Annotated in this window: 19 protein-coding genes; 12 read left to right on the plus strand and 7 right to left on the minus strand. The window is 66.4% G+C overall.

Annotated elements, in window-relative coordinates:
• Positions 1-127 precede the first annotated feature (127 nt).
• From P6U31_RS07015 to P6U31_RS07030, 4 genes are all read left to right on the plus strand, one after another.
• Entirely contained in the window at positions 128-2,467 is a 2,340-nt protein-coding gene (locus P6U31_RS07015) for a Tex family protein (RefSeq protein WP_407187498.1), read from the plus strand.
• Positions 2,468-2,780: 313 nt separating this feature from the next.
• Positions 2,781-3,212: a hypothetical protein gene (locus P6U31_RS07020; protein WP_407187499.1), complete on the plus strand. Its 432-nt coding sequence runs from the start codon at positions 2,781-2,783 to the stop codon at positions 3,210-3,212.
• A gap of 100 nt (positions 3,213-3,312) precedes the next feature.
• Positions 3,313-4,005 (plus strand): response regulator transcription factor, encoded by a 693-nt coding sequence (locus P6U31_RS07025; RefSeq protein ID WP_407187500.1) that lies wholly within the window; start codon positions 3,313-3,315, stop codon positions 4,003-4,005.
• On the plus strand, positions 3,992-5,062 hold the full coding sequence (locus tag P6U31_RS07030; RefSeq protein WP_407187501.1) for a sensor histidine kinase: 1,071 nt from the start codon (positions 3,992-3,994) through the stop codon (positions 5,060-5,062). The genes P6U31_RS07025 and P6U31_RS07030 overlap by 14 nt, the downstream gene beginning before the upstream one ends.
• On the opposite strand, the gene P6U31_RS07035 is transcribed toward P6U31_RS07030, so the two are convergent.
• Complete coding sequence (locus tag P6U31_RS07035; protein WP_407187502.1) at positions 5,057-5,428, minus strand: response regulator transcription factor; 372 nt, start codon at positions 5,426-5,428, stop codon at positions 5,057-5,059. The genes P6U31_RS07030 and P6U31_RS07035 overlap by 6 nt on opposite strands.
• On the minus strand, positions 5,425-6,291 hold the full coding sequence (locus P6U31_RS07040; protein ID WP_407187503.1) for a S1C family serine protease: 867 nt from the start codon (positions 6,289-6,291) through the stop codon (positions 5,425-5,427). Before P6U31_RS07040 ends, P6U31_RS07035 begins: the two co-directional genes overlap by 4 nt.
• Before the next feature lie 197 nt (positions 6,292-6,488).
• Between P6U31_RS07040 and P6U31_RS07045 the strand changes: the two genes are divergently transcribed.
• Both P6U31_RS07045 and P6U31_RS07050 read left to right on the plus strand, forming a co-directional pair.
• The gene (locus P6U31_RS07045) at positions 6,489-7,364 is read left to right on the plus strand and encodes a dihydrodipicolinate synthase family protein (RefSeq protein ID WP_407187504.1); all 876 of its coding nucleotides are present in this window, start codon (positions 6,489-6,491) and stop codon (positions 7,362-7,364) included.
• Positions 7,365-7,584: 220 nt separating this feature from the next.
• Entirely contained in the window at positions 7,585-9,909 is a 2,325-nt protein-coding gene (locus tag P6U31_RS07050) for a xanthine dehydrogenase family protein molybdopterin-binding subunit (protein ID WP_407187505.1), read from the plus strand.
• 104 nt (positions 9,910-10,013) lie between these two features.
• On the opposite strand, the gene P6U31_RS07055 is transcribed toward P6U31_RS07050, so the two are convergent.
• The 3 genes from P6U31_RS07055 to P6U31_RS07065 are packed head-to-tail and all read right to left on the minus strand — an operon-like array spanning position 10,014 to position 13,225.
• On the minus strand, positions 10,014-11,210 hold the full coding sequence (locus P6U31_RS07055) for an acyl-CoA dehydrogenase family protein (protein WP_407187506.1): 1,197 nt from the start codon (positions 11,208-11,210) through the stop codon (positions 10,014-10,016).
• 15 nt (positions 11,211-11,225) lie between these two features.
• Positions 11,226-12,365 carry an acyl-CoA dehydrogenase family protein gene (locus P6U31_RS07060; RefSeq protein WP_407187507.1) on the minus strand — a complete coding sequence of 380 codons (1,140 nt, stop codon included), beginning with the start codon at positions 12,363-12,365 and terminating at the stop codon, positions 11,226-11,228.
• A 5-nt stretch (positions 12,366-12,370) separates the two neighbouring features.
• Positions 12,371-13,225, minus strand: coding sequence for an enoyl-CoA hydratase (locus P6U31_RS07065; RefSeq protein ID WP_407187508.1), 855 nt, complete (start codon positions 13,223-13,225; stop codon positions 12,371-12,373).
• 247 nt (positions 13,226-13,472) lie between these two features.
• Here P6U31_RS07065 and P6U31_RS07070 point away from each other — a divergent pair, with 247 nt between their 5' ends.
• The 6 genes from P6U31_RS07070 (at position 13,473) to P6U31_RS07095 (ending at position 18,873) form a co-directional block, all read left to right on the plus strand.
• Positions 13,473-14,081: a LemA family protein gene (locus P6U31_RS07070; protein ID WP_407187509.1), complete on the plus strand. Its 609-nt coding sequence runs from the start codon at positions 13,473-13,475 to the stop codon at positions 14,079-14,081.
• 136 nt (positions 14,082-14,217) lie between these two features.
• Complete coding sequence (locus P6U31_RS07075) at positions 14,218-15,135, plus strand: TPM domain-containing protein (RefSeq protein WP_407187510.1); 918 nt, start codon at positions 14,218-14,220, stop codon at positions 15,133-15,135.
• A gap of 3 nt (positions 15,136-15,138) precedes the next feature.
• Positions 15,139-15,636, plus strand: a complete 498-nt coding sequence (locus P6U31_RS07080; protein WP_407187511.1) for a TPM domain-containing protein — start codon at positions 15,139-15,141, stop codon at positions 15,634-15,636.
• 394 nt (positions 15,637-16,030) lie between these two features.
• Positions 16,031-17,020, plus strand: coding sequence for a hypothetical protein (locus P6U31_RS07085; protein ID WP_407187512.1), 990 nt, complete (start codon positions 16,031-16,033; stop codon positions 17,018-17,020).
• A 93-nt stretch (positions 17,021-17,113) separates the two neighbouring features.
• Positions 17,114-18,652: a hypothetical protein gene (locus tag P6U31_RS07090; protein ID WP_407187513.1), complete on the plus strand. Its 1,539-nt coding sequence runs from the start codon at positions 17,114-17,116 to the stop codon at positions 18,650-18,652.
• A 56-nt stretch (positions 18,653-18,708) separates the two neighbouring features.
• Positions 18,709-18,873: a hypothetical protein gene (locus tag P6U31_RS07095; RefSeq protein ID WP_407187514.1), complete on the plus strand. Its 165-nt coding sequence runs from the start codon at positions 18,709-18,711 to the stop codon at positions 18,871-18,873.
• 188 nt (positions 18,874-19,061) lie between these two features.
• On the opposite strand, the gene P6U31_RS07100 is transcribed toward P6U31_RS07095, so the two are convergent.
• The gene (locus P6U31_RS07100; RefSeq protein WP_407187515.1) at positions 19,062-20,267 is read right to left on the minus strand and encodes a CaiB/BaiF CoA transferase family protein; all 1,206 of its coding nucleotides are present in this window, start codon (positions 20,265-20,267) and stop codon (positions 19,062-19,064) included.
• 116 nt (positions 20,268-20,383) lie between these two features.
• Entirely contained in the window at positions 20,384-23,395 is a 3,012-nt protein-coding gene (gene putA / locus P6U31_RS07105) for a bifunctional proline dehydrogenase/L-glutamate gamma-semialdehyde dehydrogenase PutA (protein ID WP_407187516.1), read from the minus strand.
• Positions 23,396-23,498: the final 103 nt, after the last annotated feature.

The following is a 23,498-nucleotide window of genomic DNA, read 5'->3' on the forward strand; positions in this document are numbered from 1 at the left end:
AAAAAAAATCCTCTGTCGACGGTTGCGCCCCGCACCTTGATGAATCAACCTTGGTTGGTCCATAAGCGGCGTCCCGCGGCCGGTGGTTCGCCTCTGCGCCCGCGTGCTAGGATAGAGGGATTCTCGCGTGGCAAATATCAACCAGAAAATTGCGCAGGAGCTTGGGGTTCGGGCCGAGCAGGTCGAGGCGGCGGTGACGTTGCTCGATGGCGGCGCCACGGTTCCCTTCATCGCGCGCTACCGCAAGGAAGCGACCGGTGCGCTCGACGACGCGCAATTGCGCACGCTGGAGGAGCGCCTGGTTTACCTGCGCGAGCTCGAGGACCGCCGCAAGGCCATCCTCGAATCGGTCCGCGAGCAGGGCAAGCTCGATGCCGCGCTCGAGGCCTCGATCATGGCCGCGGACAGCAAGGCGCGCCTGGAGGACATCTATCTGCCGTTCAAGCCGAAGCGCCGCACCAAGGCGGAGATCGCCAAGGAGGCGGGCCTTGAGCCGCTCGCTAACCAGTTGCTCGCCGAGCCCGGCAACGATCCGAAGGTCGTGGCGGAAGGCTTCGTCAACGCCGAGAAGGGCGTCGCTGACGCCGCCGCCGCGCTCGACGGTGCCCGCGCCATCTTGGTCGAACGCTTCGACGAGGACGCCGACCTGATCGGCGCCTTGCGCGAGGAGATGTGGACCAACGCGCGCATGGCTTCCAAGGTGCGCGACGGCAAGAAGACCGAGGGCGAAAAATTCGCCGACTATTTCGATTTCTCCGAGCCGCTGACCAAGCTGCCCTCGCACCGCATCCTCGCGATGTTCCGCGGCGAGAAGGAGGAGATCCTCGATCTGCAAATCCAGGCCGAGGCCGAAGCGCCGCCGCCGGGCGTGCCCAGCGCCTATGAATTGAAGATCATGAAGCGGTTCGGCATCGCCGATCTCAAGCGCGCCGGTGATCGCTGGCTGATCGATACCGTGCGCTGGGCCTGGCGCACCAAGATCCAGGTGCATCTTAACATCGATCTGCGCATGCGGCTGTGGAACGCGGCCGAGACCGAGGCAGTGCGCGTGTTCGCCTCCAATTTGCGTGACCTCCTGCTGGCCGCGCCGGCCGGCACCCGCGTCACCATGGGGCTTGACCCCGGCTACCGCACCGGCGTCAAGGTCGCGGTGGTCGATGCGACCGGCAAGGTGGTCGACACCACTGCGATCTATCCGCACGAGCCGCAGCGGCAGTGGAACGAGTCGCTCGCAACTCTCGGCCGGCTCGCGCTGAAGCACAAGGTCGAGCTGATCGCGATCGGCAACGGCACCGCCTCGCGCGAGACCGACAAGCTCGCGGCCGAACTCGTCAAGGGCCTGCCGGAACTGAAGATGTCCAAGATCGTGGTGTCCGAAGCCGGGGCGTCGGTCTATTCGGCCTCCGCCTTCGCCTCGGAAGAGCTGCCGGGCCTGGACGTCACCCTGCGCGGCGCGGTCTCGATCGCGCGGCGGCTCCAGGATCCGCTCGCCGAGCTCGTCAAGATCGAGCCCAAGGCGATCGGCGTCGGCCAATATCAGCATGACCTCGGCCAGGCCAAGCTGGCGAAATCGCTCGATGCGGTGGTCGAGGACTGCGTGAACGCCGTCGGTGTCGACGTCAACACCGCCTCGGCGCCGCTGCTCGCCCGCGTCTCGGGCGTCGGCTCCGGCCTTGCGCAGAGCATCGTGGCGCACCGCGACGCCAACGGCCCGTTCAAGTCGCGCAAGGCGTTGAAGGACGTGCCGCGGCTCGGGCCAAAGGCGTTCGAACAGTGCGCCGGCTTCTTGCGCATTCTCGGCGGCGAGGACCCGCTCGATGCCTCGGGCGTGCATCCGGAAGCCTATCCGGTCGTGCGGCGCATCCTCGCGGCGACCAAGAGCGACATCAAGGCGCTGATCGGCTCCAGCGAGATCGTGCGCACCTTGAAGCCGAAGGATTTCGTCGACGAGACCTTCGGCCTGCCGACCGTCACCGACATCCTGAAGGAATTGGAAAAGCCCGGCCGCGACCCGCGTCCGGCGTTCAAGGCTGCGGTGTTCAAGGAGGGCGTCGAGGAGATCAAGGATCTCAAGAAGGGCATGATCCTCGAGGGCACCGTGACCAACGTCGCCGCCTTCGGCGCCTTCGTCGACATCGGCGTGCACCAGGACGGCCTCGTGCACATCTCGGCCATGTCCAAGTCCTACATCAAGGATCCGCGTGAGGTGGTGAAGCCCGGCGACATCGTCAAGGTCAAGGTGCTGGACTTCGAGGTCGCGCGCAAGCGCATCTCGCTGACGCTGCGCCTCGACGACGAAGTCGGGCCTAAGAAGGACGCCCCCGGCATGCAGCGCGACAACAATCAGCGCAACGCGAGCCGCATGACCTCGTCCGCGCCGCGCAAGCAGGAGTCGTCTTCCGGTGGCGGCGCCCTCGCCGAAGCGCTGCGCCGCGCCGCGGAAAAGAGCGGCGGCAAGCGCGCGTGAGGTCCTTACCTCTCCCCGCAGGAGAGCGAGGAGAGGCCTGATCAAACTCTATCCCCGTCATTGCGAGCCAATGGGTCCGCGCGAAGCGCGGCCCGATGACAGGCTCCGCGAAGCAGTCCAGACTGTCTCCGCGGAGGGATTCTGGATTGCTTCGTCGCAAGGGCTCCTCGCAATGACGGGAGAGAGAGCGCTGCCTCCCTAACACCGGCGTCAGAATCTGGCGCCTTTGTAAGTTGAAGGTGCCGGCACCTTGCTCTCATCTGATCGTCCTCGTGCGGCGCCAGGACCGCCGCACTGCAAGGAGGACGTTCCCATGAACAACAGGCTTCTCAAAGGCCTCACGGCGACCGTGATCGCAGCCATGATGGCGGTCGCGCCACCGGCGCTTGCGCGCGGTGGCGGTGGCGGTGGCCATGGCGGCTTTGGCGGTGGCGGTCATTTCGGCGGCGGCATGCACGCAGGCGGATTTGGCGGCATGCGGGCCGGCGGCATGGGCGGTGCACGCTTCGCCCATGTCGGCGGGCCGGCCTTCGGCGGGGCCCGCTTCGCGCACGCGGCGATCGGGCCGCGCTTCGCCGGCGCAGGCTGGCAGGGCCATCATGGCTTCCATCATCACCATCATTTCCGCCATTTCGCCCTCTTCGGCGCGCCCTATTTCTACGCCGGCTACAACGATGGTTGCTGGCGCCGGAGCTGGACGCCCTACGGGTGGCAATGGGTCAATGTGTGCGGAGACTATTGGTAGTCGCATCGCCGTACCGCACCATTGTCGCGGTCGCCACCGGGCGGTTCCGTCCAGCCCCGGAACGGGATAGTCTGGTGGCGATCGTCGCGCGGAGTTTTGCATGACCGGAGGTCACCGCCGCATCCTGGTCGTCGAGGACGATCCGGAAACCGCAGGCCAGCTCGTCGAGGAATTGACGACCTCGGGCTACGACGTCGATCTTGCAGCGAGCGGCCGCGAAGCCCTGAGCCACGGCGCCGCGCGCCATTATGCCGTGATCACGATCGACCGCATGCTGCCCGACATCGACGGCATCAGCGTGATGCGGCAATTGCGCGACGACGGCGTCGCCGCGCCGTTCCTGATCATTTCCGCGCTCGGCGAGGTCGATGACCGCGTGCGCGGCCTGCGCGCCGGCGGCGACGACTATCTCGTCAAGCCGTTCTCCTTCACCGAATTGCTGGCACGGCTCGAAGCGCTCGGCCGCCGCAGCGAGACCATCGCCAAGGAGACGTTGCTGCGGGTCGGCGATCTCGCCATCGACCTGATCGCGCGGGCTGCCTTCCGCCGCGGCCGCAAGATTTCGCTGCTGCCGCGCGAATTCCAGCTGCTCGAATATCTCGCCCGCAACGAGGGCAGGGTCATTTCCCGTGCGATGTTGCTCCAGCACGTCTGGGACCTGCATTTCGATCCCTCCACCAACATCATCGACGTCTATGTCGGGCGCGTGCGCCGCAAGGTCGACGATGCCCAGGCCTATCCCTTGATCCACACCATCCGCGGCATCGGATATTGCCTCCGTGCTCCTGGCTAAGACGCTCCGCTCCTCGACCTTCCGTCTGGCGCTGATCGCGATCGCGGCATTCGGGCTGATCGTCGCGGCGATCATGGCCTATGTCTATTTCGGCACGCTGGCTTATGTGGAGAGCCGGCTCGGCAGCGCGGTCGATCACGACGGCTTCATCGGCACGATCGAGCTCGCGATGGCCGCCGTCGCCGGGCTGCTGCTGGTGCTCGCTGGCCTTGCGGCCGTGCTGGTGACCCGGCGCACGGTGGGGCGGATCGAGGAGATCAATGCCACCAGCCGCGCCATCATGCTCTCCGGCCTCGACCGGCGCATCCCCTTGCGCGGCAGCAACGACGAGTGGGACCGTGTCGCCGAAAACCTCAACCAGATGCTCGATCGCATCGAGACGCTGATGGGCGAGGTCAAGCAGGTCAGCGACAACGTCGCCCACGATCTGCGCACGCCGCTGACGCGGATGCGCGGCCGGCTGGAAAAGGCCTATCACCACGAGCGTAACAGCGAGGCCGATGCCGCGCTGATCGGCGACACCATCGCCGATCTCGACGCCGTGCTCGGCATGTTCGCGTCGATCACCCGAATCTCCGAGATCGAGACCCGCGCCCGCACCGGCGCCTTCCGCGCGCTCGACCTTGCTGAGATTGCCGGCGAGGTGGTCGAGCTCTACGACGCCGCCGCCGAGCAGGTTGCGACAAGGCTCAGCCTTGCCGGAGACCGCCGGGTGGCGGTCACGGGCGATCGCGACCTGCTGTTCGATGCCATTGCCAATCTCGTCGACAATTCGATCAAGCACGGTCGCAAAGGCGGGCAGGTGATCGTGACGTGCCGCAGCATTGATGGCGGCGCGGTGATCGCCATCGCCGATGACGGTCCGGGCATTCCGGCCGACCAGCAGGATCACGTCTTCAAGCGCTTCTACCGACTCGAGCAGAGCCGCTATACGCCGGGCAACGGACTTGGCCTCAGTCTCGTCGCCGCGGTCGTGCGCCTTCATGGCGCCGAGATCGCGTTGCGCGACAACGCGCCGGGGCTGACGGTCGAGCTCAGCTTCCCCGCGACGTCATAGCTCGATGACGCCGCGGCGCGCGGCATGTGCCACCGCATCGGTGCGGCCGGTGGCGTCCAGCTTGTCGAGCAGCGAGCCGACATGGAATTTGACGGTGTGCACGGAGATGCCGAGCCGCCGCGCGATCATCTTGTTGGAGGCGCCCTCGGCCATCAGCGCCAGCACGTCGAGCTCGCGCTGCGTCAGCGCGATGTCCGCAGGGCTGACACGCGGGTCGCGGGCGATGATCGTCGCGGTGGCCTGCTCGCCGGGCCTGGCGAGACGCAGCCCGGCGACATTGCCGAGCAGCGCCGCCAGGCGGTCGGCGAGGGCGGGATCGTCGACCTCCAGGGCGAGCACGATCTCCGGCGTCTTGTCCGCGCTCACGCCTCCGGCCTCTCGCCGATCGTGACCTTGAAGCTGACCGGCTCGCCGCCGCGGCGCGCCGCGACGTCGACGACCGTGCCGACGCTCGCAGGACCCAGGGAGCGCGACAGCGCGCGCACGCCGGACAGCTTCTGGTCGTTGACCCCAACGATCACGTCACCCTGGCGGATGCCGGCCGCGGCCGACGGCCCGGCCTTGTCGACATTCATGACCATCGCGCCGACGCCGTCGTCGAGTCTGACCGGCTGCAGTCCGAGGCCGAGATATCCGCGCGCGATGCGGCCACGCGTCTCCAGCTGGGCCGCAACGCGCTCGATCGTTGCCGTCGGGATCACCAGCACGCGCCGCGGACCGAGCACGGCCATGCCGAAGGCGCCACCCGATGCATCGAGCGCCAGGCCGCCCTGCTGGCTTTCGCGCAGGCGGACGTCGAGCTCGATCCGCGCGTCGATCTCGCCGCCGCGCAAGGAGCGCCAGCTCTTGCCGGACGCCGACACCATCCCCAGCGCCGCGCTCGGTGCGTCGCGGTTGGTGGCGACGACGACGGACAGCGTGCCGAGGGCGGGGACGGTTGCCGCCAGCTTGACGGGGGCGATGTCGACCTCGGCGCGGAGCAGCGCGATATCGGTCGTGTGGTCGCGGCCAGCGATCGTGGCGGGGCACGTGCGGCCGTCTGGAAGGCCGATCTCGACCTCGCCCTCGTCGGCGAGCGCTTCGTCGGCGGTGACAATGAGGCCCGGCTTCCAGAGGAAGCCGCTGGCGCGGAATCGGTGCGAATGCACGGAAACGATCGAAGGCACGGCACGCGCCACCACATCCGCGAACGCGGACGACAATGAAGACAGTGGAGTTGATTCGGTCATATCGGGCGGCTCCTGTAAGCTGTCCTCAATCTGGGATGTCGCAGCGGATTGCGAAACTGGTCGGGTGGCCAGGGTGGTCGATGGATATGAATTCGGCTCACGGAATCTGTGGGCGCGCGGGCTCGGCTGCTCCGGGGTTTGATCGCCGGCGCCGGCATTGGTAATACGCCTCAAGCGCAAGCCCAGGGCCCCACGACATGTCCGAATTCCACGGCGTCTTTCCCTATCTCGTCTCACCCGTCGATGCCGACGGCATCGTGCGCACCGAAGTCCTCGGCAAGCTCTGCGACGATTTGATCGGCGCCGGGGTGCATGGGCTGACGCCGCTCGGCTCGACCGGCGAATTCGCCTATCTCGATGCGGCGCAACGCAGCACCATCGTACAGACCACGATCGCGGCCGCGAAGGGCCGCGTGCCTGTTGTGGCGGGCGTCGCCTCGACCTCGACGGCGGATGCGGTGGCGCAGGCGAAAGCGTACCAGAGGCTCGGCGCCGACGGCATCCTCGCAATCCTGGAAGCGTATTTCCCGCTCGCCGACGCCCAGGTCGAATCCTATTTCCGCGCCATTGCGGACGCCGTCGACATTCCCGTCGTCATCTACACCAACCCGCAATTCCAGCGCTCCGACCTCACACTCGACGTGATCGCACGGCTCGCCGAGCATCCGCGCATCGGCTATATCAAGGATGCCTCGACCAACACCGGCCGGCTGCTCTCGATCATGAACCGCTGCGGCGATGCCTTGCGCGTGTTCTCCGCCTCGGCCCATATCCCCGCGGCGGTGATGCTGATCGGCGGGCTCGGCTGGATGGCCGGACCTGCCTGCATCATCCCGCGCCAGAGCGTTGCGCTCTACGAGCTCTGCAAGGCCGGCCGCTGGGACGAGGCCATGGTGCTCCAGCGCCGGCTCTGGCGCATCAACGAAGCCTTCGCCCGCTTCAACCTTGCCGCCTGCATCAAGGCGGGGCTTGCGATCCAGGGCTACGAGGTCGGCGATCCCGTTCCGCCGCAGGCCCCGCTGACGGCGGACGCGCGCAAGGTGGTGGAAGCAGCGCTGCGGGAGCTGGCGTAGCTGTCATTCCGGGGCGTCCGAAGGACGACCCGGAATCTCGAGATTCTCAGGTGCGCAATTGCGCACCTAATTGGATGCTGCGCATCGCCCCGGAATGACGGTGGCTTTGGGGACATGCCGAAATCGTGGATATCCCGCCCAAAACCGCGGCTGGTGCGCCGTTGGTCGATCCGCTAAAAGGCTGCCCGCAGTTTCGAAAAGACCCTGAGGATCCCACGGAATGAACATTCTTCCCGGCAATTTGCGTTTCGGAGCGGGGCAGCCCGTCAAGCGTTTGGAAGACCAGCGGCTGCTCACCGGGAAGGGGCAGTTCATCGACGACAAGCCGGCGGACGGGGCGCTGTGGCTGCACGTGCTGCGCTCCCCGCACGCGCATGCGAAAATCGCCTCGATCGACACCAGCGCTGCGGCGTCGATGCCGGGCGTTGCCGCGATCTACACCGGGGCCGACCTCGTCAAGGACGACATCGGCAGCATCCCGACCCTCAGCATATTCAAGCGTCCCGACGGCAAGCCGATGACGGTGCCGCCGCGCCGCCTGCTGGCCCATGAGGTCGTGCGCTACGCCGGCGAAGCGGTGGCTGCCGTGGTGGCGGCTTCCCGCGCGGAAGCGCAAAGCGCGGCCGAGGCGATCGTCGTCGAATATGACGTGCTGCCCGCGGTGGTCGATCCCGTCGAAGCCGTCAAGCCCGGCGCGCCCGTGGTCTGGCCGGAGGCGCCCGACAACATCGTCGGCGCGATGGCTTACGGTGATGCCGCCAAGGTGGACGAAGCCTTCGCCAAGGCCGCGCATACGGTCGAGCTCGACCTCGTCAGCCAGCGCCTCGTTCCCTCCGCGATGGAGCCGCGCTCGACCATTGCCGAGATCGACAAGAAGTCCGGCCGCCTCCTGCTGCACGTCCAGTCGCAGACGCCGGCCTCGACCCGCGACGTGCTGGCGGAGGCCGTGCTGAAGCGTCCCAAGGACAGCGTCCGCGTGCTGGTCGGTGACATCGGCGGCGGCTTCGGCCAGAAGACCAATCTCTATCCCGAGGACGGCATCGTCGCCTACGCCGCGACCAAGCTGAACAAGAAGATCCGCTGGCGCGGTGACCGCACCGACGAATTCGTCGGCGGCACTCACGGCCGCGATCTCACCTCCACGGCCTCATTCGCGCTGGACGAGAAGGGCAAGGTGCTGGCCTATCGCGTCAAGTCGATCGGTTGCACCGGCGCCTATTCCTCGGGAGCGGCCAACATCATCCCGCTGGTGCTCGGGCCGTTCGTGCAGACCGGCGTCTACGACCTGCCGCTGGTGCATTTCGAGGTGAAGTCGGTGATGACCCACACCGCGCCGGTCGGCGCCTATCGCGGCGCGGGCCGCCCCGAGGCGGTATTCATCGTCGAACGCCTGTTCGACGCTGCTGCGCGAAAAATCGGCATGGATCCGCGTGCGATCCGGAAAGCGAACTATATCAAGCCGGCGCAGCTGCCCTACACCAATGCGGCCGGGCAGGTTTACGATTCCGGCGCCTTCGCGCACATGCTCGACCGCGCCGTGAAGCTCGCCGACTGGGACGGCTTTGCCGCGCGCAAGAAGGCGGCGAAGAAGAAGGGCCTGCTCTACGGCCGCGGCCTCACCTCCTACATCGAATGGACCGGCGGCCGTGCCCATACCGAGAAGGTCAGCCTGCACGCGACCTCGCAAGGCCGTGTCGTGCTGCATTCCGGCACCATGGCGATGGGACAGGGCTTGCAGACCACCTACACCCAGATGATCTCCGACACGCTCGGCATCCCCATGGACAAGATCGACGTCGTGCAGGGCGACACTGATCTTGCCATGGGTTTCGGCAGCGTCGGCTCGCGCTCGCTGTTCGTGGGCGGCACCGCGGTCGCGGTCTCTTCCAACGATCTGATCCAGAAGGCGCGCGAGAAGGCGGCGAACGTGCTGGAGACCTCGATCGAGGACATCGAGTATCAGGGCGGCATGCTCACCGTGGTCGGCACCGACCGCCGCATCAGCCTGTTCGATCTCGCCGAGAAGGAGAGTGGTGCCAAGCTCAGCGTCGATTCCGAAGGCGAGGTCGACGGTCCCAGCTGGCCGAACGGTACGCATATCTGCGAGGTCGAGATCGATCCGGAGACCGGCGTCACCAAGGTCGTGCGCTACACCACGGTCGACGACGTCGGCGTCGCCGTGAACCCGATGCTGGTCACCGGCCAGATCCATGGCGGCGTCGCGCAAGGCATCGGCCAGGCGCTGTATGAGGGCGTGTCGTATGACGCCGACGGCCAGCTGCTGACCGCGAGCTACCAGGACTACTGCATCCCGCGCGCCGACGACGTCCCCCCGATCGTGGTGACGCTGGACGATTCCGCGCCCTGCCGCACCAATCCGCTCGGCGCCAAGGGCTGCGGCGAATCCGGCGCCATCGGCGGCCCACCCTGCGTCACCAACGGCGTGATGGACGCGCTCGCCGAGCTCGGCATCACCCAGCTCAATACGCCGCTGACGCCGCAGAAGGTCTGGCAGGCGATCCGGGACGCGAAGGCTGCGGGTTAGCACCGTCATTGCGAGCGCAGCGAAGCAATCCAGGAATATCTCCGCGGAGAAAGCCTGGATTGCTTCGTCGCAAGAACTCCTCGCAATGACGGGGAGAGAGCCCCTCAAATCCCCAGCATCATCTTCGCGATGATGTCGCGCTGGATCTCCGAGGTGCCGCCGAAGATGGTGTAGGCGCGGCCGTTGAGATACTCCGGCACCACCGTCAGCATCTCCTCAGGGACCGCCGGCTCGTGGTTGAGCTTGTAGAGCGGGCGCATCGGCTCGACGGCGAGCGCGTCGTGGCCGATCACGTCGACACCCAGCCGCGTCACGGCCTGGCGGATCTCGCTATTGCGCAGCTTCAGGATCGACGACACTGCGCCGGGATTCTGCCCCGTCTGCAGTGCCGAGAGCACGCGCAGTTCGGTCATCTCCAGCGCGTCGATGTCGACCTCGACCTCGGAGATGCGCGCTGCGATATCGGGACTGTCGATGGCGCGGCCCGTCAAATCGGACTCGGCAAGATCGGCGATCGCCTTCAGGCCTTCGCGCAGCTTGGCCGAGGCAATGCCCGAGCCGCGTTCGAACTCGAGCAGATATTTGCCGTAGGTCCACCCCTTGCCTTCGTCGCCGACGCGGTTGGCCACGGGCACGCGCACATCGTCGAAGAACACCTGGTTGACCTCGTGGTCGCCGCCGATGGTGAGGATCGGGCGCGTGGTGATGCCCGGCGTCTTCATGTCGATCAGGATGAAGCTGATGCCGTCCTGCTGCCGCGGTCCGTCGCTGGTGCGCACCAGCGCGAACATGCGGTTGGCATGGTGCGCATGCGTGGTCCAGATCTTGGTGCCGTTGATGATGTAATCGTCGCCATCGCGCACCGCGCGCGTCTTCAGCGAGGAGAGATCGGAGCCGGAGCCCGGTTCGGAATAGCCCTGGCACCAATAATCCTCACCGGAAAGAATCCGCGGCAGGTAGAAATTCTTCTGCTCCGGCGAGCCGAAACCGATGATGACGGGCCCGACCATCTTCACGCCCATGACGTTGACATTGGGCACGCCGGCGCGGGCGCATTCGGTTTCGAAGATCCAGCGCTGCGCCGGCGTCCAGTCCGGGCCGCCATATTCGACCGGCCAGCCTGGCGCGCCCCAGCCGTTGGCGTGCAGCGCACGCTGCCAGGCCATGCCGATGTCTGGATCGGAGAACACCGACGGCGTCAGCGCGGTCGCGCGCTTCATCTCTTCGGTGAGATTCCTGGCGATGAAGCCGCGCACCTCGCTCTGGAAGGCGCGCTCCTCGGCATTGAACGACAGGTCCATGAGGCTCTCCCGGTGTCAGGCCCTGCGGCCAAGTTCGGCGTGGCGGGCATAGTGATGCGCGCTGCCGCCGAACAGCGTGTCGAAGGCGACCAGCCGCTTGAAATAGGCGCCGACCTCCAGCTCCTCGGTGACGCCCATGCCGCCGTGAAGTTGGATCGACTGTTCGCCGACGAAGCGTGCGCATTTGCCGATCTTCGCCTTCGCGCCCGAAGCCGAACGGGCCCGCTCGATCGGCGCAGCATCCACCTTCAGCGCAGCCCGCAGCGCCATCGAGCGGGCCTCGTCGACCTGCATCGCCATGTCGGCGAGGCGATGGCGGATCACCTGGTTGGCCGAGAGCGGCCGGCCGAACTGCTTTCTGATCTTGGTGTATTCGAGCGTGGTCTCCAGCAGCGTCTGCATGATGCCGACGGCTTCCGCCCCTAACGCCGCCATGGCACGATCAATCGTCCATTCGATCGCCGGCAGCGCATCGTGGCCATCGCCGAGCAGCGCGTCCTCGGGCAGATGCACGTCGGACAGCTCGATGTTGCAGGCGTGCCCGCCGCCGAGGCGGGCGTAGTCGGAGATGCCGAGACCCGGCGCCGTGGCCGGCATCACGAACAGGCCGATCCGCCCCGAGGGCCCGTGGTGATCGTGCAGAGTTGCGGAGACGATGATCTCATCGGCGGCGTGGCCGTCGAGCACCGCGATCTTGCTGCCGGACAGGCGCCAGCCTTGCGCCGTCTTGTTGGCGCTGGTTGCGACCTTGGCGAGATCGAACCTTGCCGCGCGCTCGGAATGTGCAAACGCAAGCTTCAGTGACCCGTCCGCGACCTTGGGCAGGCTCCCTTCCTTCTGCTCCGCGGTGCCGCATCTCGCGATCAATGCCGCTCCCAGCACCACGGTCGCAACATAGGGCTCCGTCACCAGCCCGCGGCCGAAGGCCTCCATCAGGATGCCGATCTCGACCGCGCCGCCGCCGAGGCCGCCGAACTCTTCGGGCAGCGGCAGCGCCAGCCAGCCGAGCTCGGCGAATTGCTTCCACACCGCGGGGCTGAAGCCAAGCGGATCGTTCGCCATCTTGCGGCGGTGATCGGCATCATAGCTGCCCGCCACGAAGCGCTCCGCGCTGTCGCGCAGCAGCTTCTGCTCGTCGCTGAGATTGAGATCCATCTCGTCTACTCCGCCGCCGTCGGCGGCTTGCGCACGGAAGGATGCAGGCCGGATGGATCGACGATCATGCCGAACTCCTGAAGATTATGGGCATGGCAAAGCTGGTGCAGGGCGAAGGCCTGGTCGATCGCGGCGGGCTGGCCCATCACGTCGACCGAGCGGTTCACCGCTTCCTTGGTTAGCTTGAGTGCGAAGGACGGCTTCGACGCGATCCGGCGTGCCAGCTCCAGCACGCGCAAGGACAGTTCCGCGCGCGGCACGACCTGATTGACCATTCCGAGCTGGTGCGCTTCGAGCGCGCTCCAGCTGTCGGCCGTGAACAGGAACTCCTTGGCCTTGCGCGCACCAAGCTCCCAGGGGTGCACGAACCATTCGACGCCGCAGACGCCCATGGTGACGACGGGGTCGCAGAACTGGGCGTCGTCGCTGGCGACGATGAGGTCGCAGGCCCAGGCCAGCATCAGCCCGCCGGCGATGCACTTGCCGTGCACCTCGGCAATGGTCGGTTTTGCCAGATTGCGCCAGCGCCGCGTGATCTGGAGATAAATTTCCTGCTCGCGCGCGAAGCGGCCGTGCGCATTCGGCTCGGCGAATCCGCCCCAATTTCCGATCGGTGGAAAATCGACGCCGGCGGCGTTCTTGCCGCCGGGACGCAGGTCGTGGCCGGAGGAGAAGTGTGGTCCGTTCCCGGCGAGAATGATCACCTTGACCGCATCGTCCTGCACCGCCGCATCGAAGGCGGCGTTGAGGTCGTAGGTCATTTGCAGGTTCTGCGCGTTGCGAGCCTCGGGCCGGTTCATCACGACGCGGGCGATGTCAGGCTCAGGCCTCTCCACGAGGATGGTCTCGAACGAGGTCATGACGGTCCCCCCGGTGTTCTGTCTTATTGTTTCGCCGAGTTGACTATGTCGGTACGGGATAGGCAAGAGGCTTGCGTCAGCCGGCTGGAGCGCCCCATCCACCGCAGTCATTCCGGGATGGTCCGAAGGACCAGACCCGGAATCTCGAGATTCCGGGTGCGCTTCGCGCCCCGGAATGACATCGGCAAGCTGGTGTCCTGCGTGTCCCATCTGGTAGTTTGCGCCAGATTCCACCGGGAGAAATTTAATGCGCAAGATCCTGACCGTGCTGGCGGCGCTGGCCTCGCTGAGCCTCACCAATTGCGGCTACAACGCGATCCAGAGCGAGGACGAGCAGATCAAGGCCAACTGGTCCGAGGTCGTGAACCAGTATCAGCGTCGTGCCGACCTCGTGCCCAATCTCGTCAACTCGGTGAAGGGCTTTGCGCAGCAGGAGAAGGACGTGCTGCTCGGCGTCACCAATGCGCGCGCCAAGGTCGGCAGCATCCAGGCGACACCGGAAGTGCTGAACGATCCGGCGGCCTTTCAGAAATTCCAGGCCGCCCAGGGCGAGCTCTCCAGCGCACTTTCGCGCCTGCTGGTCGTCACCGAGAACTACCCGCAGCTGAAGTCGGATGCATTGTTCAAGGATTTGATGTCGCAGCTCGAGGGCACCGAGAACCGCATCACGGTGGCGCGCAACCGCTACATCAAATCGGTGCAGGACTATAACGTCACCATCCGTTCCTTCCCGAGCAACCTCACCGCGATGATGTTCGGCTACAAGGAGAAGCCGAACTTCTCGGTCGACAACGAGAAGGCGATCTCGACCGCGCCGAAGGTGGACTTTAACGCGGCGCCGGCGCCGTCGAAATAAGCGCGTCATTTCGCGAATGCCCTCAACCCCACCCACCACTGTCATTCCCCGCGAAAGCGGGGAATCCAGTACGCCGCGGCTTCTCCGTATGCCACTGACGTCTCTGGAATACTGGATCGCCCGGTCGAGCCGGGCGATGACGGCTAGGGGGTCGCGTGCTTGTTCGGCCTTCTCGTCGTTTGTTCTCGCCGTTGCAATCGTCTTGGCCTGCGTCATTCCCACCCACGCCGACGTCGCCGTCCCCCAGCTCACCGGCCGCGTGGTCGATCAGACCGGCACGCTGTCGAGCAGCGACATCGCCTCGCTGTCGCAGAGATTGCGTGACTTCGAGGCGCGCAAGGGCAGCCAGATCGCCGTGCTAATCGTGCCGACGACCCAGCCGGAGACGATCGAGCAGTTCTCGCTCCGCGTCGCGGAGGCCTGGAAGATCGGGCGCAAGAAGGTCGACGATGGCGCGATCCTCGTCGTCGCGAAGAACGACCGGCATTTGCGCATCGAGGTCGGCTACGGCCTCGAGGGCGCGCTCACCGACGTCACCTCGCGGCGCATCATCGACGAGGACATCACGCCCAAGTTCAGGAGCGGCGATTTCGCCGCCGGCATCGGCGCGGGTGTCGACCGCATGATGCGGGTGATCGACGGCGAGCCGCTGCCGTCACCGTCGCGCAGCGTCAACTTCGCGCACAATCTGGACGACCTCGCCCCGGTCTTTGCCGTGGCGCTGTTCGCCTCGATCGGCGTCGGCGGGTTCTTCCGCGCCATTCTGGGACGGTTGCTCGGCTCGTTGGTGACCGGCGGCATCATCGCGGCGGTGACCTGGTTCATCCTCGGCTCCGCGGCGCTCGCCGCGGCCGTCGGCGTGCTCGGCTTCATCATCGGATTCATCGCTGATCTGTTTTCGGCGATCACGCCAGGCACGGGCCGCTCGCGCGGCGGCTCCTGGTCGAGCGGCTCGTCGGGAGGCGGCTGGAGCAGCGGATCGTCCAGCGACAGCGGCGGCTTCAGCGGCGGCGGCGGCAGTTTTGGCGGCGGCGGTGCTTCGGGGAGCTGGTAGGACATGAGCATCAAGCGCATTGCCAGGCATCTCGTGCAGCATCATTGGCGGGCGAAGCAGATTTTCCCGCAAGCCGTGCTCGACCGCATCGAGCAGGCGATCAAGCAAGGCGAAGCCACTCATTCGGGCCAGGTCCGCTTCGTGGTTGAAGGTTCACTCGACGGTGCGCCGCTGTTTCGCAACCAGCCGGCGCGAGCGCGCGCGCTCGACGTGTTCTCGCATTTGCGCATCTGGGACACCGCACACAACAACGGCGTCCTGATCTATCTCCTGCTCGCCGACCACGACGTCGAGATCATTGCCGACCGCGGCATCGATGCGAAGGTGGGCGCTGCGGGCTGGGAGAGCATCTGCCGCGCCATGGAAGCCGAGTTCAGCTCGAACCAGTTCGAGCGCGGCGTGATTGCTGGCATCGCGGCGGTGTCGCGCGAGCTGGCAAAGCACTTCCCGCCGCAGGGACCGCATGCGAACGAGCTGCCGGATGCGCCCGTCGTGATGTGACCGGAGCGCGCGTCGCGTGCTCCGTTATTGCTCTCTGACCGTCACCCTGAGGTGCTCGCCTCTTCGGCGAGCCTCGAAGGGCGACGGCCCGGCTGCGGCAGCTTGGCCGTTCATCCTTCGAGGCTCCGCGCGCACTGCTTCGCAGCGCACGCCTCGCACCTCAGGATGACGGGTGGGGAGTTGTGCCGGGCTTTACGCATTCCGCCGCCGTTCATCTTGGCCCGGTTACGAATTGTTTCACGCCCGCCACACCGGTTCCATCTTCCCGGCTCAATTCGGCCCCGGATAACTTCCTAAAATTTCGGTAAGCGGGTCCTCAGGTAAGGATTTCGCAAGCAATGAAAGTTACCAAAAGGTCAATCCAGAGCGGAGTATTTGAACTGTGAGCGAACCAATGGCTGAGCAGGCTGCCCAGGATAAGAGCGTCGTCGAAGCCGGGACGACCGCGCCGCAGGCTGTCGAGGCTGCCGGGATCGACGCCCCCTCGATCGCGCCCGACCACGAGGCGCCGCCCAAGCCGGATCCGGTGAAGGTCGAGCCGCCGAAGATCGAGGCTTCGAAGATCGAGGTGCCGCAGGTCGAGGCCAAAGCCGAGATCAAGCCCGAGCCGAAGCCGGGCAAGCTCATCGTCATGGCGCCCTCGGATCGCGCATGGAACGACTCTAGGAACCGCGACGATTTCGCTCCGCATGTGAAGGCGGACGAGCCGCGCGAGGCCGGAAGCAGGCGCCGGCTCTCGGCCATGGCCGCGGTGGTGGCGATCGCCGCCGGCGTCGGCGCGATCAGCGGCGCGCTCGCAACCGCCGGCATGATGCATTTCGCAAGCCCGGCCCAGGCGCCGGTCCAGGTCGCCGACACCAGCGCGCTCGATGCGTCCGTCGCGCGGATCGATGCCGATCTGGTCGCGCTGAAGGCCAATGTCGAGCAGAGCTCGAAGACCGGCGTCAGCCAGATCAACCGGACCAATGACCGCCTCGACAAGCTCGAGAAGGCGCAGGCCGAGCCGATGGCCAAGATCGCCAAGCTGTCCGAGACCGTCGACAAGCTCCGTGCCACGCCGCCGGCAGCCCCTGCGCAGGCTGCGGCTGCCGCGCCCACGAAGGAGACCACCGGCTCGATCGCGCCGACCCAGCTTGCCACCGCCGCAGCCGCACCGGCGCCGGTCGCAGCCGCGCCCAAGACCGACGTCGGCCGTCTGCCGACGGTCGAGGGCTGGCGGCTGCGCAACGCCGCCAATGGCGGCGCGCTGATCGAGGGCCGCGACGGCCTGTATGAGGTCTATCCCGGCGACCCCATTCCGGGGGTGGGCCGTGTCGATGCCATCCGCCGCCAGGACGGCCGCTGGGTGGTCGTCACCAGCAGGGGCCTGATCGTCGCGCGCTGAGCAATCGACGTCCGACTTCCAAAGGGGCGCTTCACCACCGCGTGAGGCGCCTTTTTACTTGAATAGGCCTCCGGCCGCGGTGTTACCTCAGGCATGAGCCTCGCGTTGCGAATTCTCGTCATGGCCGCCGTGTTGTTCGGCGGTGCCGCCTCGCTGTCGGCAGCGGAGACCGCGCAGCTTTTGCGCGGAACGGCGATCACCGATCCCGATCTTCTGCGCAACCTTGACCAGAGCGACGCCCTCACGCTGTCGCACCTGTTGCAGCCCGACCGGACGGCCGAGGCTCCGCTGACCAATGACCTCATGTTCTCGCGGCTGCCGCAGCTTGCCTCAATTCCGCCCGCGATCGACGCGGAACTCGACCGCTACATTGCGCGGCAGAAGGCGGCCTATCCGACCGAGACCATCGGCGTCGGCGAGGGCTTTGATGTGCAGCTGTTCGACCGCGCCAATCTGACATCCGCCGACACCCGCTTCGTGCTGGCCGGCATCGTCAACCGCATGGACCGCGCCTATGTCGCCGAAGAGTCCTGCGGCGAGATCCGGCTGATCTACCGCCTCGCGCGTTTCGACACCAAGCCCGGCGGCGGCAAGGCCGCGACGCGGCTGCCGATGACACTCAATCTGGTGATGAAGGCGCGCGATGCACGGCAGACGGCCGAGAACGTCAAGCCGGTCAGCTGCGCCGAGATCGCGCGGCGCTGGCTCGACAACGGCAATTGGCAGGAGCTGATCCGGGGGCGAGACGATGCCATGCTCGATCGCATCGAGACCAACATCCAGCTCTCCGTCGCGCCGAAATCGGCGCTGCATGATTTCCGCTCCGACTATCTGCTCAAGGTGTTCAAGTACAACGCGGACGCGAAGCAGTTCGAGGAGGCGGCGCTGGAAAACCAGATCGACCGTGATCGCATCCTCGCCGACGATGCGCTCCGGCGCGACTTCAAGGCCTGGCTGCTCGCGCCCGAGAACCTGCGAGAGTTCGATCGCGGCACGGTGCTGATCCCGGACAGATTCCTGGCCAGGGCTGCGGTGCTGCCGACACCCGCCGGCCTCGATGCCTCCGCACTGCAGCCCGAGTTCGGCATGATGCAGGGAGAGAGAAAAGGCGAGGGGAGCGGCGATCCGGTCTTCACCGACGACGACGTGGTCGGCGCATTGAAGCAGGCCGCCGCGCGCGGCGAGATGCAGAACATCCGCTCGGTCGCGGGCTTCCAGCGCCGTCTCAACGATGTCACCTGCGCCGGCTGCCACCAGACCCGCGGCATCGGCGGCTTCCACTTCCCTGGTGTCGACTGGCTCGCCGACAAGCCGTCCAATTCCACCATCGTGCCGGCTTCGCCGCATTTCGTCGGCGACCAGCTCCGCCGCCGCGACATCCTGACCGCGTTCGCCGCGGGCAAACGCCCTGATTTCTCACGCGGATTTGCCAGCCGGCCGCAGACCCGCGGAGGTAAGGAGCTGGCCGGCAGCGAATATCAGGACGGCTGGGGCGCGCATTGTTCCCTGCAAGACGCGGGATCGGGAACGCGAGATGAGAGTTTTACGTCATGGAGCTGTGCTAACGGTCTCAGCTGTCAGGCTGCCGCGGCTTCGCGCCGCATCGGCATGTGCTTCATCAAGACGCGTTAGTGCGTGATCCGGAAAGGGTCACGGGCAGGATAAAGCTCGATCGATTTGGATGACCCATGACGGATACCGGCAACGCCAACAAGGCGCGCAATCGCGAGATCGCGCGGAATGAGGAAGCCAAGCAGGTCACTGGCAGCGCCCGCGTCAGCATCTGGGCGATTGCGGTGGCCGTCATCATCGGCGGCATTCTGTTCACGCTCGGCTGGCTGTCGATGAGGTAGTTTTGCCTTTCCCGTGTCCCCGCATGCGGAGAGAGGGCGAAGAATCCTCACTTCGCGTAATTCGTCATCCGCTTGCCAGGCAGCAGCTCGTAGGCCGGCTTCCCGCGAAGCAATCCAGCAATGCATCCGCGGTGGGATTCTGGATTGCTTCGGTGCGTTCGCAATGACGGGGTTAGAACGGCGTGCTCCTAACCGACCGCCCCCGACGACCTCAGCTGCTTGATCGCGGCTTGATCGTATCCCGCGCCACGCAAAATCTCGTCACTGTGCTCGCCCACCGCAGGCGGCTTGCGCGGCTGCACCTTCTTGGCGCCATCGATCCAGATCGGGCTGTTGATGGTCAGCATGGTGTCGTTCTCGAACGGCACCAGCACCTCGTTGTCGAGCATCTGCTTGTCGTTCGGGATGTCGTCCAGAATGGCAACGACGCCGAACACGAGGCCGTTGCCGTCGAGGATCCTGCGCCATTCGGCGAGGTCCTTCGTGGCGAAGGTTTCGTCCAGAATCCTGATCAGCTCGACCGAGCGGGCGTGGCGGTCGGCCTTGGTGGCGAAGCGGGGGTCGTTGATCAGGTCCTCGCGTCCGAGGCATTTGGCCAGCGTCGGAAACTGCTTCTCCTCGCTCAGCAGCGACAGGATCAACCAGCGGCCGTCCTTGCACTGGTAATGATTGGCGACCGCGTTGAGCGCGCGCTCGCGCGGGCGCCGCTCACCGAACTTGGCGCCGCAGAGCTTGGCCTGCGCCAGCACGCTCGCCGCCCACACGCCGTTCGCCATCAGGTTGGAGGCGACATGCGAGCCCTTGCCGGTCTTCTCGCGCTGATACAGCGCGGTGACGATGGCACCGTAGAACGCCATGGCGCAGGGGTGATCGCCCATGCCGGCGACGGAGCGCGCCGGCGTGGTGTTGGTGTCGGCGCGGACGAGGTCCATCAGGCCGGAGCGCGCCCAATAGGCGTTGCTGTCGAAGCCGGGCTTGTTGGCCTCTTCGCCCTTCTCGCCATAGCCGGTGAAGGAGGCGTAGATCAGCCGGTCGTTGAGATGGGCGAGATGGTCATAGGTGATGCCGAGCTTGGCGCGCACCGGCGGCGGCATGTTGGTGATGAAGACGTCGGCCTCTTCGACCAGTCTGTAGAGCACCGCCTGCGCCTCGGGCTTGGCGAGGTCGAGCGCGATGCTCTTCTTGTTGCGGGCTTCGAGCAGCCAGGCGAAATTGTGCTCGCCGGTGGGATAGCCCGGCAAATTGGGCAGGTTGCGATAGGGGTCGCCGGCGCCGGGCGGCTCGATCTTGATGACGTCGGCGCCGAAATCCGACAGCACGGTCGCGGCCGCGGGCGCTGCGATGAAGCTCGCGCAGTCCAGAACCTTCAGGCCTGAAAAGATGCCTTTTTCCATCGCAGCGTCGCTCCCTCGCTCTTGTCGTTTCCCGCGCGCTGGAATTGGCGCGGATAGATGATGGGAGCAGTTAGACCGATGTCTTGCCGGGATGCAACGGCGCCTGGCGCAGGGCGTTATTCCTCTCCTGCCAGCAGTGTTGCGTTGCCGCCGGCCGCCGCCGTGTTGATGGTCACGGTCTGCTCGGTGGCGAAGCGCGCGAGGTAGTGCGGGCCGCCGGCCTTGGGGCCGGTTCCGGAGAGGCCGTTGCCGCCGAACGGCTGCACGCCGACCACTGCGCCGATCATGTTGCGGTTGACGTAGATGTTGCCGATCTGGGCGCGATCGATGATGGCCTCGATCGTGTCGTCGATGCGCGAATGAATGCCGAGCGTGAGCCCGTAGCCGGTGCGTTCGATGGCCTGCAGCACGCGTTCGAGAGTCTCGGCGCGGTAGCGCACGACATGCAGGATCGGGCCGAAGATCTCCTCGGTGAGCTGGCCGGCCTCCCTGAGTTCGAAGATGTGCGGCGCGACGAAGCAGCCGTCAGGCGCATGGCCCGCAAAGTGAAGCCGCGCCTCGTTCTTCATCCGCGCGATATGCGCATCGAGGCGCTGCTTGGCCTCCATGTCGATCACGGGACCGACATGGGTCGCGACATCGGAAGGGTCGCCGATCTTGAGCTCGCGCGCCGCGCCCGCGATCATCTCGATCATGCGGTCGGCGACCTCCTGCTGCACGAACAACAGCCGCAGCGCCGAGCAGCGCTGGCCGGCGGAACGGAAGGCGGAGGTCACGACGTCATCGGCGACCTGCTCGGGCAGCGCGGTAGCATCGGCGATCATGGCGTTGATGCCGCCTGTCTCCGCGATCAGCGGCACGATCGGCCCGTCCTTGGCGGCAAGCGTCCGGTTGATCGCCCGTGCCACTTCGGTCGATCCGGTGAAGACGACGCCGGCGATGTCGGGGTGGGCCGTCAGCACCGCACCGATCTTGCCGTCGCCAGTGACGAGGTGCAGCGCGCTTCCGGGGATGCCGGCCTCGTGCAGCAGGGCGACGGCCTCACGCGCGATGCGCGGCGTCTGCTCGGCCGGTTTTGCCACCACGGTATTGCCGGCCATCAGGGCCGCCGTGACCTGGCCCAGGAAGATCGCCAGCGGAAAGTTCCAGGGCGAGATCGCCACGAAGACGCCGCGGCCGCGCATGGCGAGCGCATTGCTCTCGCCGGTCGGGCCGGGCATGGCCATCTCGCTGCCGAACAGCTTGCGGCCTTGCGCGGCATAATAGCGGCAGAAATCCGCTGCCTCACGCAGCTCCGACAGCGCATCGTCGAGCGTCTTGCCGCCTTCGCGTTGGAGCAACGCGATGAAATGTGCGCCGCGGCTTTCCAGCAGATGCGCGGCCTGCTCCAGCGCTGCGGCGCGGATGGCTGCCGGCGTCCGGCTCCAGGCGGCAAAGCCCGCACGGCTTGCTGCCACTGCCGCGCTGGCCTGATCCGGCGTTGCGTCGGCGATCGGCTTCAGGTCGACCGTCTCGGCTTTGACATTTGCCAGCAATTGGTCGAGCGCCACGCGTGCGCCGAATTCGACGCCGCGCGAATTGCGGCGCTCCGGCCCGAACAGATCGCCCGGCAACGGAATCTTGGGATGGGCCGCCGCTTGCGGCCGGAGGATCGCATCCGCCGGACGCTGCAGCAGCGCCGTAACAGGCACGCGATAATCGGCGGCCTGCGCCACGAACGAGGAGTTGGCACCGTTCTCCAGGAGACGCCGCACCAGATAGGCCAGCAGATCGCGATGGCTGCCGACCGGCGCATAGGTGCGGTAGGCGATCTCGGGGTGATCCTTGGCGAGCTGCTCGTACAGCGCCTCGCCCATGCCGTGCAGGCGCTGGAACTCGAAGCCACCGCCGTCAGCTGCGAGCTCCAGCATGGTCGCGACCGTCAGCGCGTTGTGGGTGGCGAATTGCGGGAAGATGCGTGGCCGCAAGGCCAGCAGCTTCGCCGCGCAGGCGACGTAGTTCAGATCCGTCATCGCCTTGCGCGTGAACACGGGATAGCCGTCGAGCCCGCGCTCCTGCGCGCGCTTGATCTCGGTGTCCCAATAGGCGCCCTTGACGAGGCGCACCATCAGCTTGCGGTCATGCGCGCGGGCCAGCGCATCGACATAGTCGATCACCGCGCTCGCGCGTTTCTGATAGGCCTGGATCGCAAGGCCAAATCCGTCCCAGCCCTTGAGCGAGGGATCGGCGAGCGTCGCCGCGATCACGTCGAGCGACAGCTCGAGCCGGTCGGCCTCCTCGGCATCGACGGTGAAGTTGAGGTCATAGGTCTTGGCCCGGCGCGCGAGATCGATCAGCAGCGGCACCAGCTCGGCCATCACCCGCTCGCGGCTGACCGCCTCGAAGCGCGGATGCAGCGCCGAGAGCTTGACCGAGATGCCGGGCCGGTCGGGCAGGGGATGGGAGCCTGCCGCCTTGCCGATGGTCTCAATGGCGCTGGCATAGGCGTCGAAATAGCGTTTTGCGTCCGCCGCCGTGCGTGCGCCCTCGCCGAGCATGTCGAAGGAATAGCGCGGCTTCTGGCCGGAGCGCGGCCGGCCCCGCTCCAGCGCCTGCTCGATGGTCTCGCCAAGCACGAAATGATTGCCCATCAGCCGCATCGCCTGGCGCGTCGCGGTGCGCACAGCCGGCGCGCCGAGCCGCTTGACGAGACGGCCGATGGTGCCGTCGGGCGTTTCGCCGGGCTGGATCACCCGCGCCGACAGGCCCAGCGCCCAGGCCGAGGCGTTGACCAGGAAGGCGGTGGACTTGGTCTCGTGGTGGATGAAGCCGCCCTCGCCGAGCTTGTCCTCGATGAACTGGTCGGCAGTGCGCGCATCGGGCACGCGCAGCAGCGCCTCGGCCAGCACCATCAGCGCGAGGCCCTCCTTGGTCGACAGCGCGAACTCCCGCAGCATGTCCTCGACCCCGCCAAGACTACCTCCAAGCCGGTCGTCGCGCTTGCGGATCGCCTCGATCAGCCGCGTCGCGGTGCGGTCGATCCGCGCCTCCTGTGATGGACCGAGATGCGACACCGGCAAGAGGCGTGCGGCGATCTCGGCGTCATCGGGCGCGTAAGGGGCGGTGAAGGGCGGTGGGATGTTCGGCATGGCGTGTCCTGTGGCTGAAATCCAGGATAAGGCCCGCATGACCGTAGTTCGATAGACAATCTAGCCGATTTACCTTAGAAAACGAAGATAAGAAGCGGGTTGG

Source organism: Bradyrhizobium centrosematis (genome assembly GCF_045571495.1).
Taxonomy (GTDB): domain Bacteria; phylum Pseudomonadota; class Alphaproteobacteria; order Rhizobiales; family Xanthobacteraceae; genus Bradyrhizobium; species Bradyrhizobium centrosematis.

Coding starts and splice junctions, on each gene's coding strand:
- P6U31_RS07020 (WP_407187499.1), top strand. CDS start 2,781: ATGAACAACAGGCTTCTCAAAGGCCTCACGGCGACCGTGATCGCAGCC.
- P6U31_RS07055 (WP_407187506.1), bottom strand. CDS start 11,210: ATGGACCTGTCGTTCAATGCCGAGGAGCGCGCCTTCCAGAGCGAGGTG.
- P6U31_RS07040 (WP_407187503.1), bottom strand. CDS start 6,291: ATGACCGAATCAACTCCACTGTCTTCATTGTCGTCCGCGTTCGCGGAT.
- P6U31_RS07045 (WP_407187504.1), top strand. CDS start 6,489: ATGTCCGAATTCCACGGCGTCTTTCCCTATCTCGTCTCACCCGTCGAT.
- P6U31_RS07080 (WP_407187511.1), top strand. CDS start 15,139: ATGAGCATCAAGCGCATTGCCAGGCATCTCGTGCAGCATCATTGGCGG.
- P6U31_RS07060 (WP_407187507.1), bottom strand. CDS start 12,365: ATGGATCTCAATCTCAGCGACGAGCAGAAGCTGCTGCGCGACAGCGCG.
- P6U31_RS07070 (WP_407187509.1), top strand. CDS start 13,473: ATGCGCAAGATCCTGACCGTGCTGGCGGCGCTGGCCTCGCTGAGCCTC.
- P6U31_RS07085 (WP_407187512.1), top strand. CDS start 16,031: ATGGCTGAGCAGGCTGCCCAGGATAAGAGCGTCGTCGAAGCCGGGACG.
- P6U31_RS07100 (WP_407187515.1), bottom strand. CDS start 20,267: ATGGAAAAAGGCATCTTTTCAGGCCTGAAGGTTCTGGACTGCGCGAGC.
- P6U31_RS07095 (WP_407187514.1), top strand. CDS start 18,709: ATGACGGATACCGGCAACGCCAACAAGGCGCGCAATCGCGAGATCGCG.
- P6U31_RS07090 (WP_407187513.1), top strand. CDS start 17,114: ATGAGCCTCGCGTTGCGAATTCTCGTCATGGCCGCCGTGTTGTTCGGC.
- P6U31_RS07075 (WP_407187510.1), top strand. CDS start 14,218: ATGACGGCTAGGGGGTCGCGTGCTTGTTCGGCCTTCTCGTCGTTTGTT.
- P6U31_RS07050 (WP_407187505.1), top strand. CDS start 7,585: ATGAACATTCTTCCCGGCAATTTGCGTTTCGGAGCGGGGCAGCCCGTC.
- P6U31_RS07025 (WP_407187500.1), top strand. CDS start 3,313: ATGACCGGAGGTCACCGCCGCATCCTGGTCGTCGAGGACGATCCGGAA.
- putA (WP_407187516.1), bottom strand. CDS start 23,395: ATGCCGAACATCCCACCGCCCTTCACCGCCCCTTACGCGCCCGATGAC.
- P6U31_RS07065 (WP_407187508.1), bottom strand. CDS start 13,225: ATGACCTCGTTCGAGACCATCCTCGTGGAGAGGCCTGAGCCTGACATC.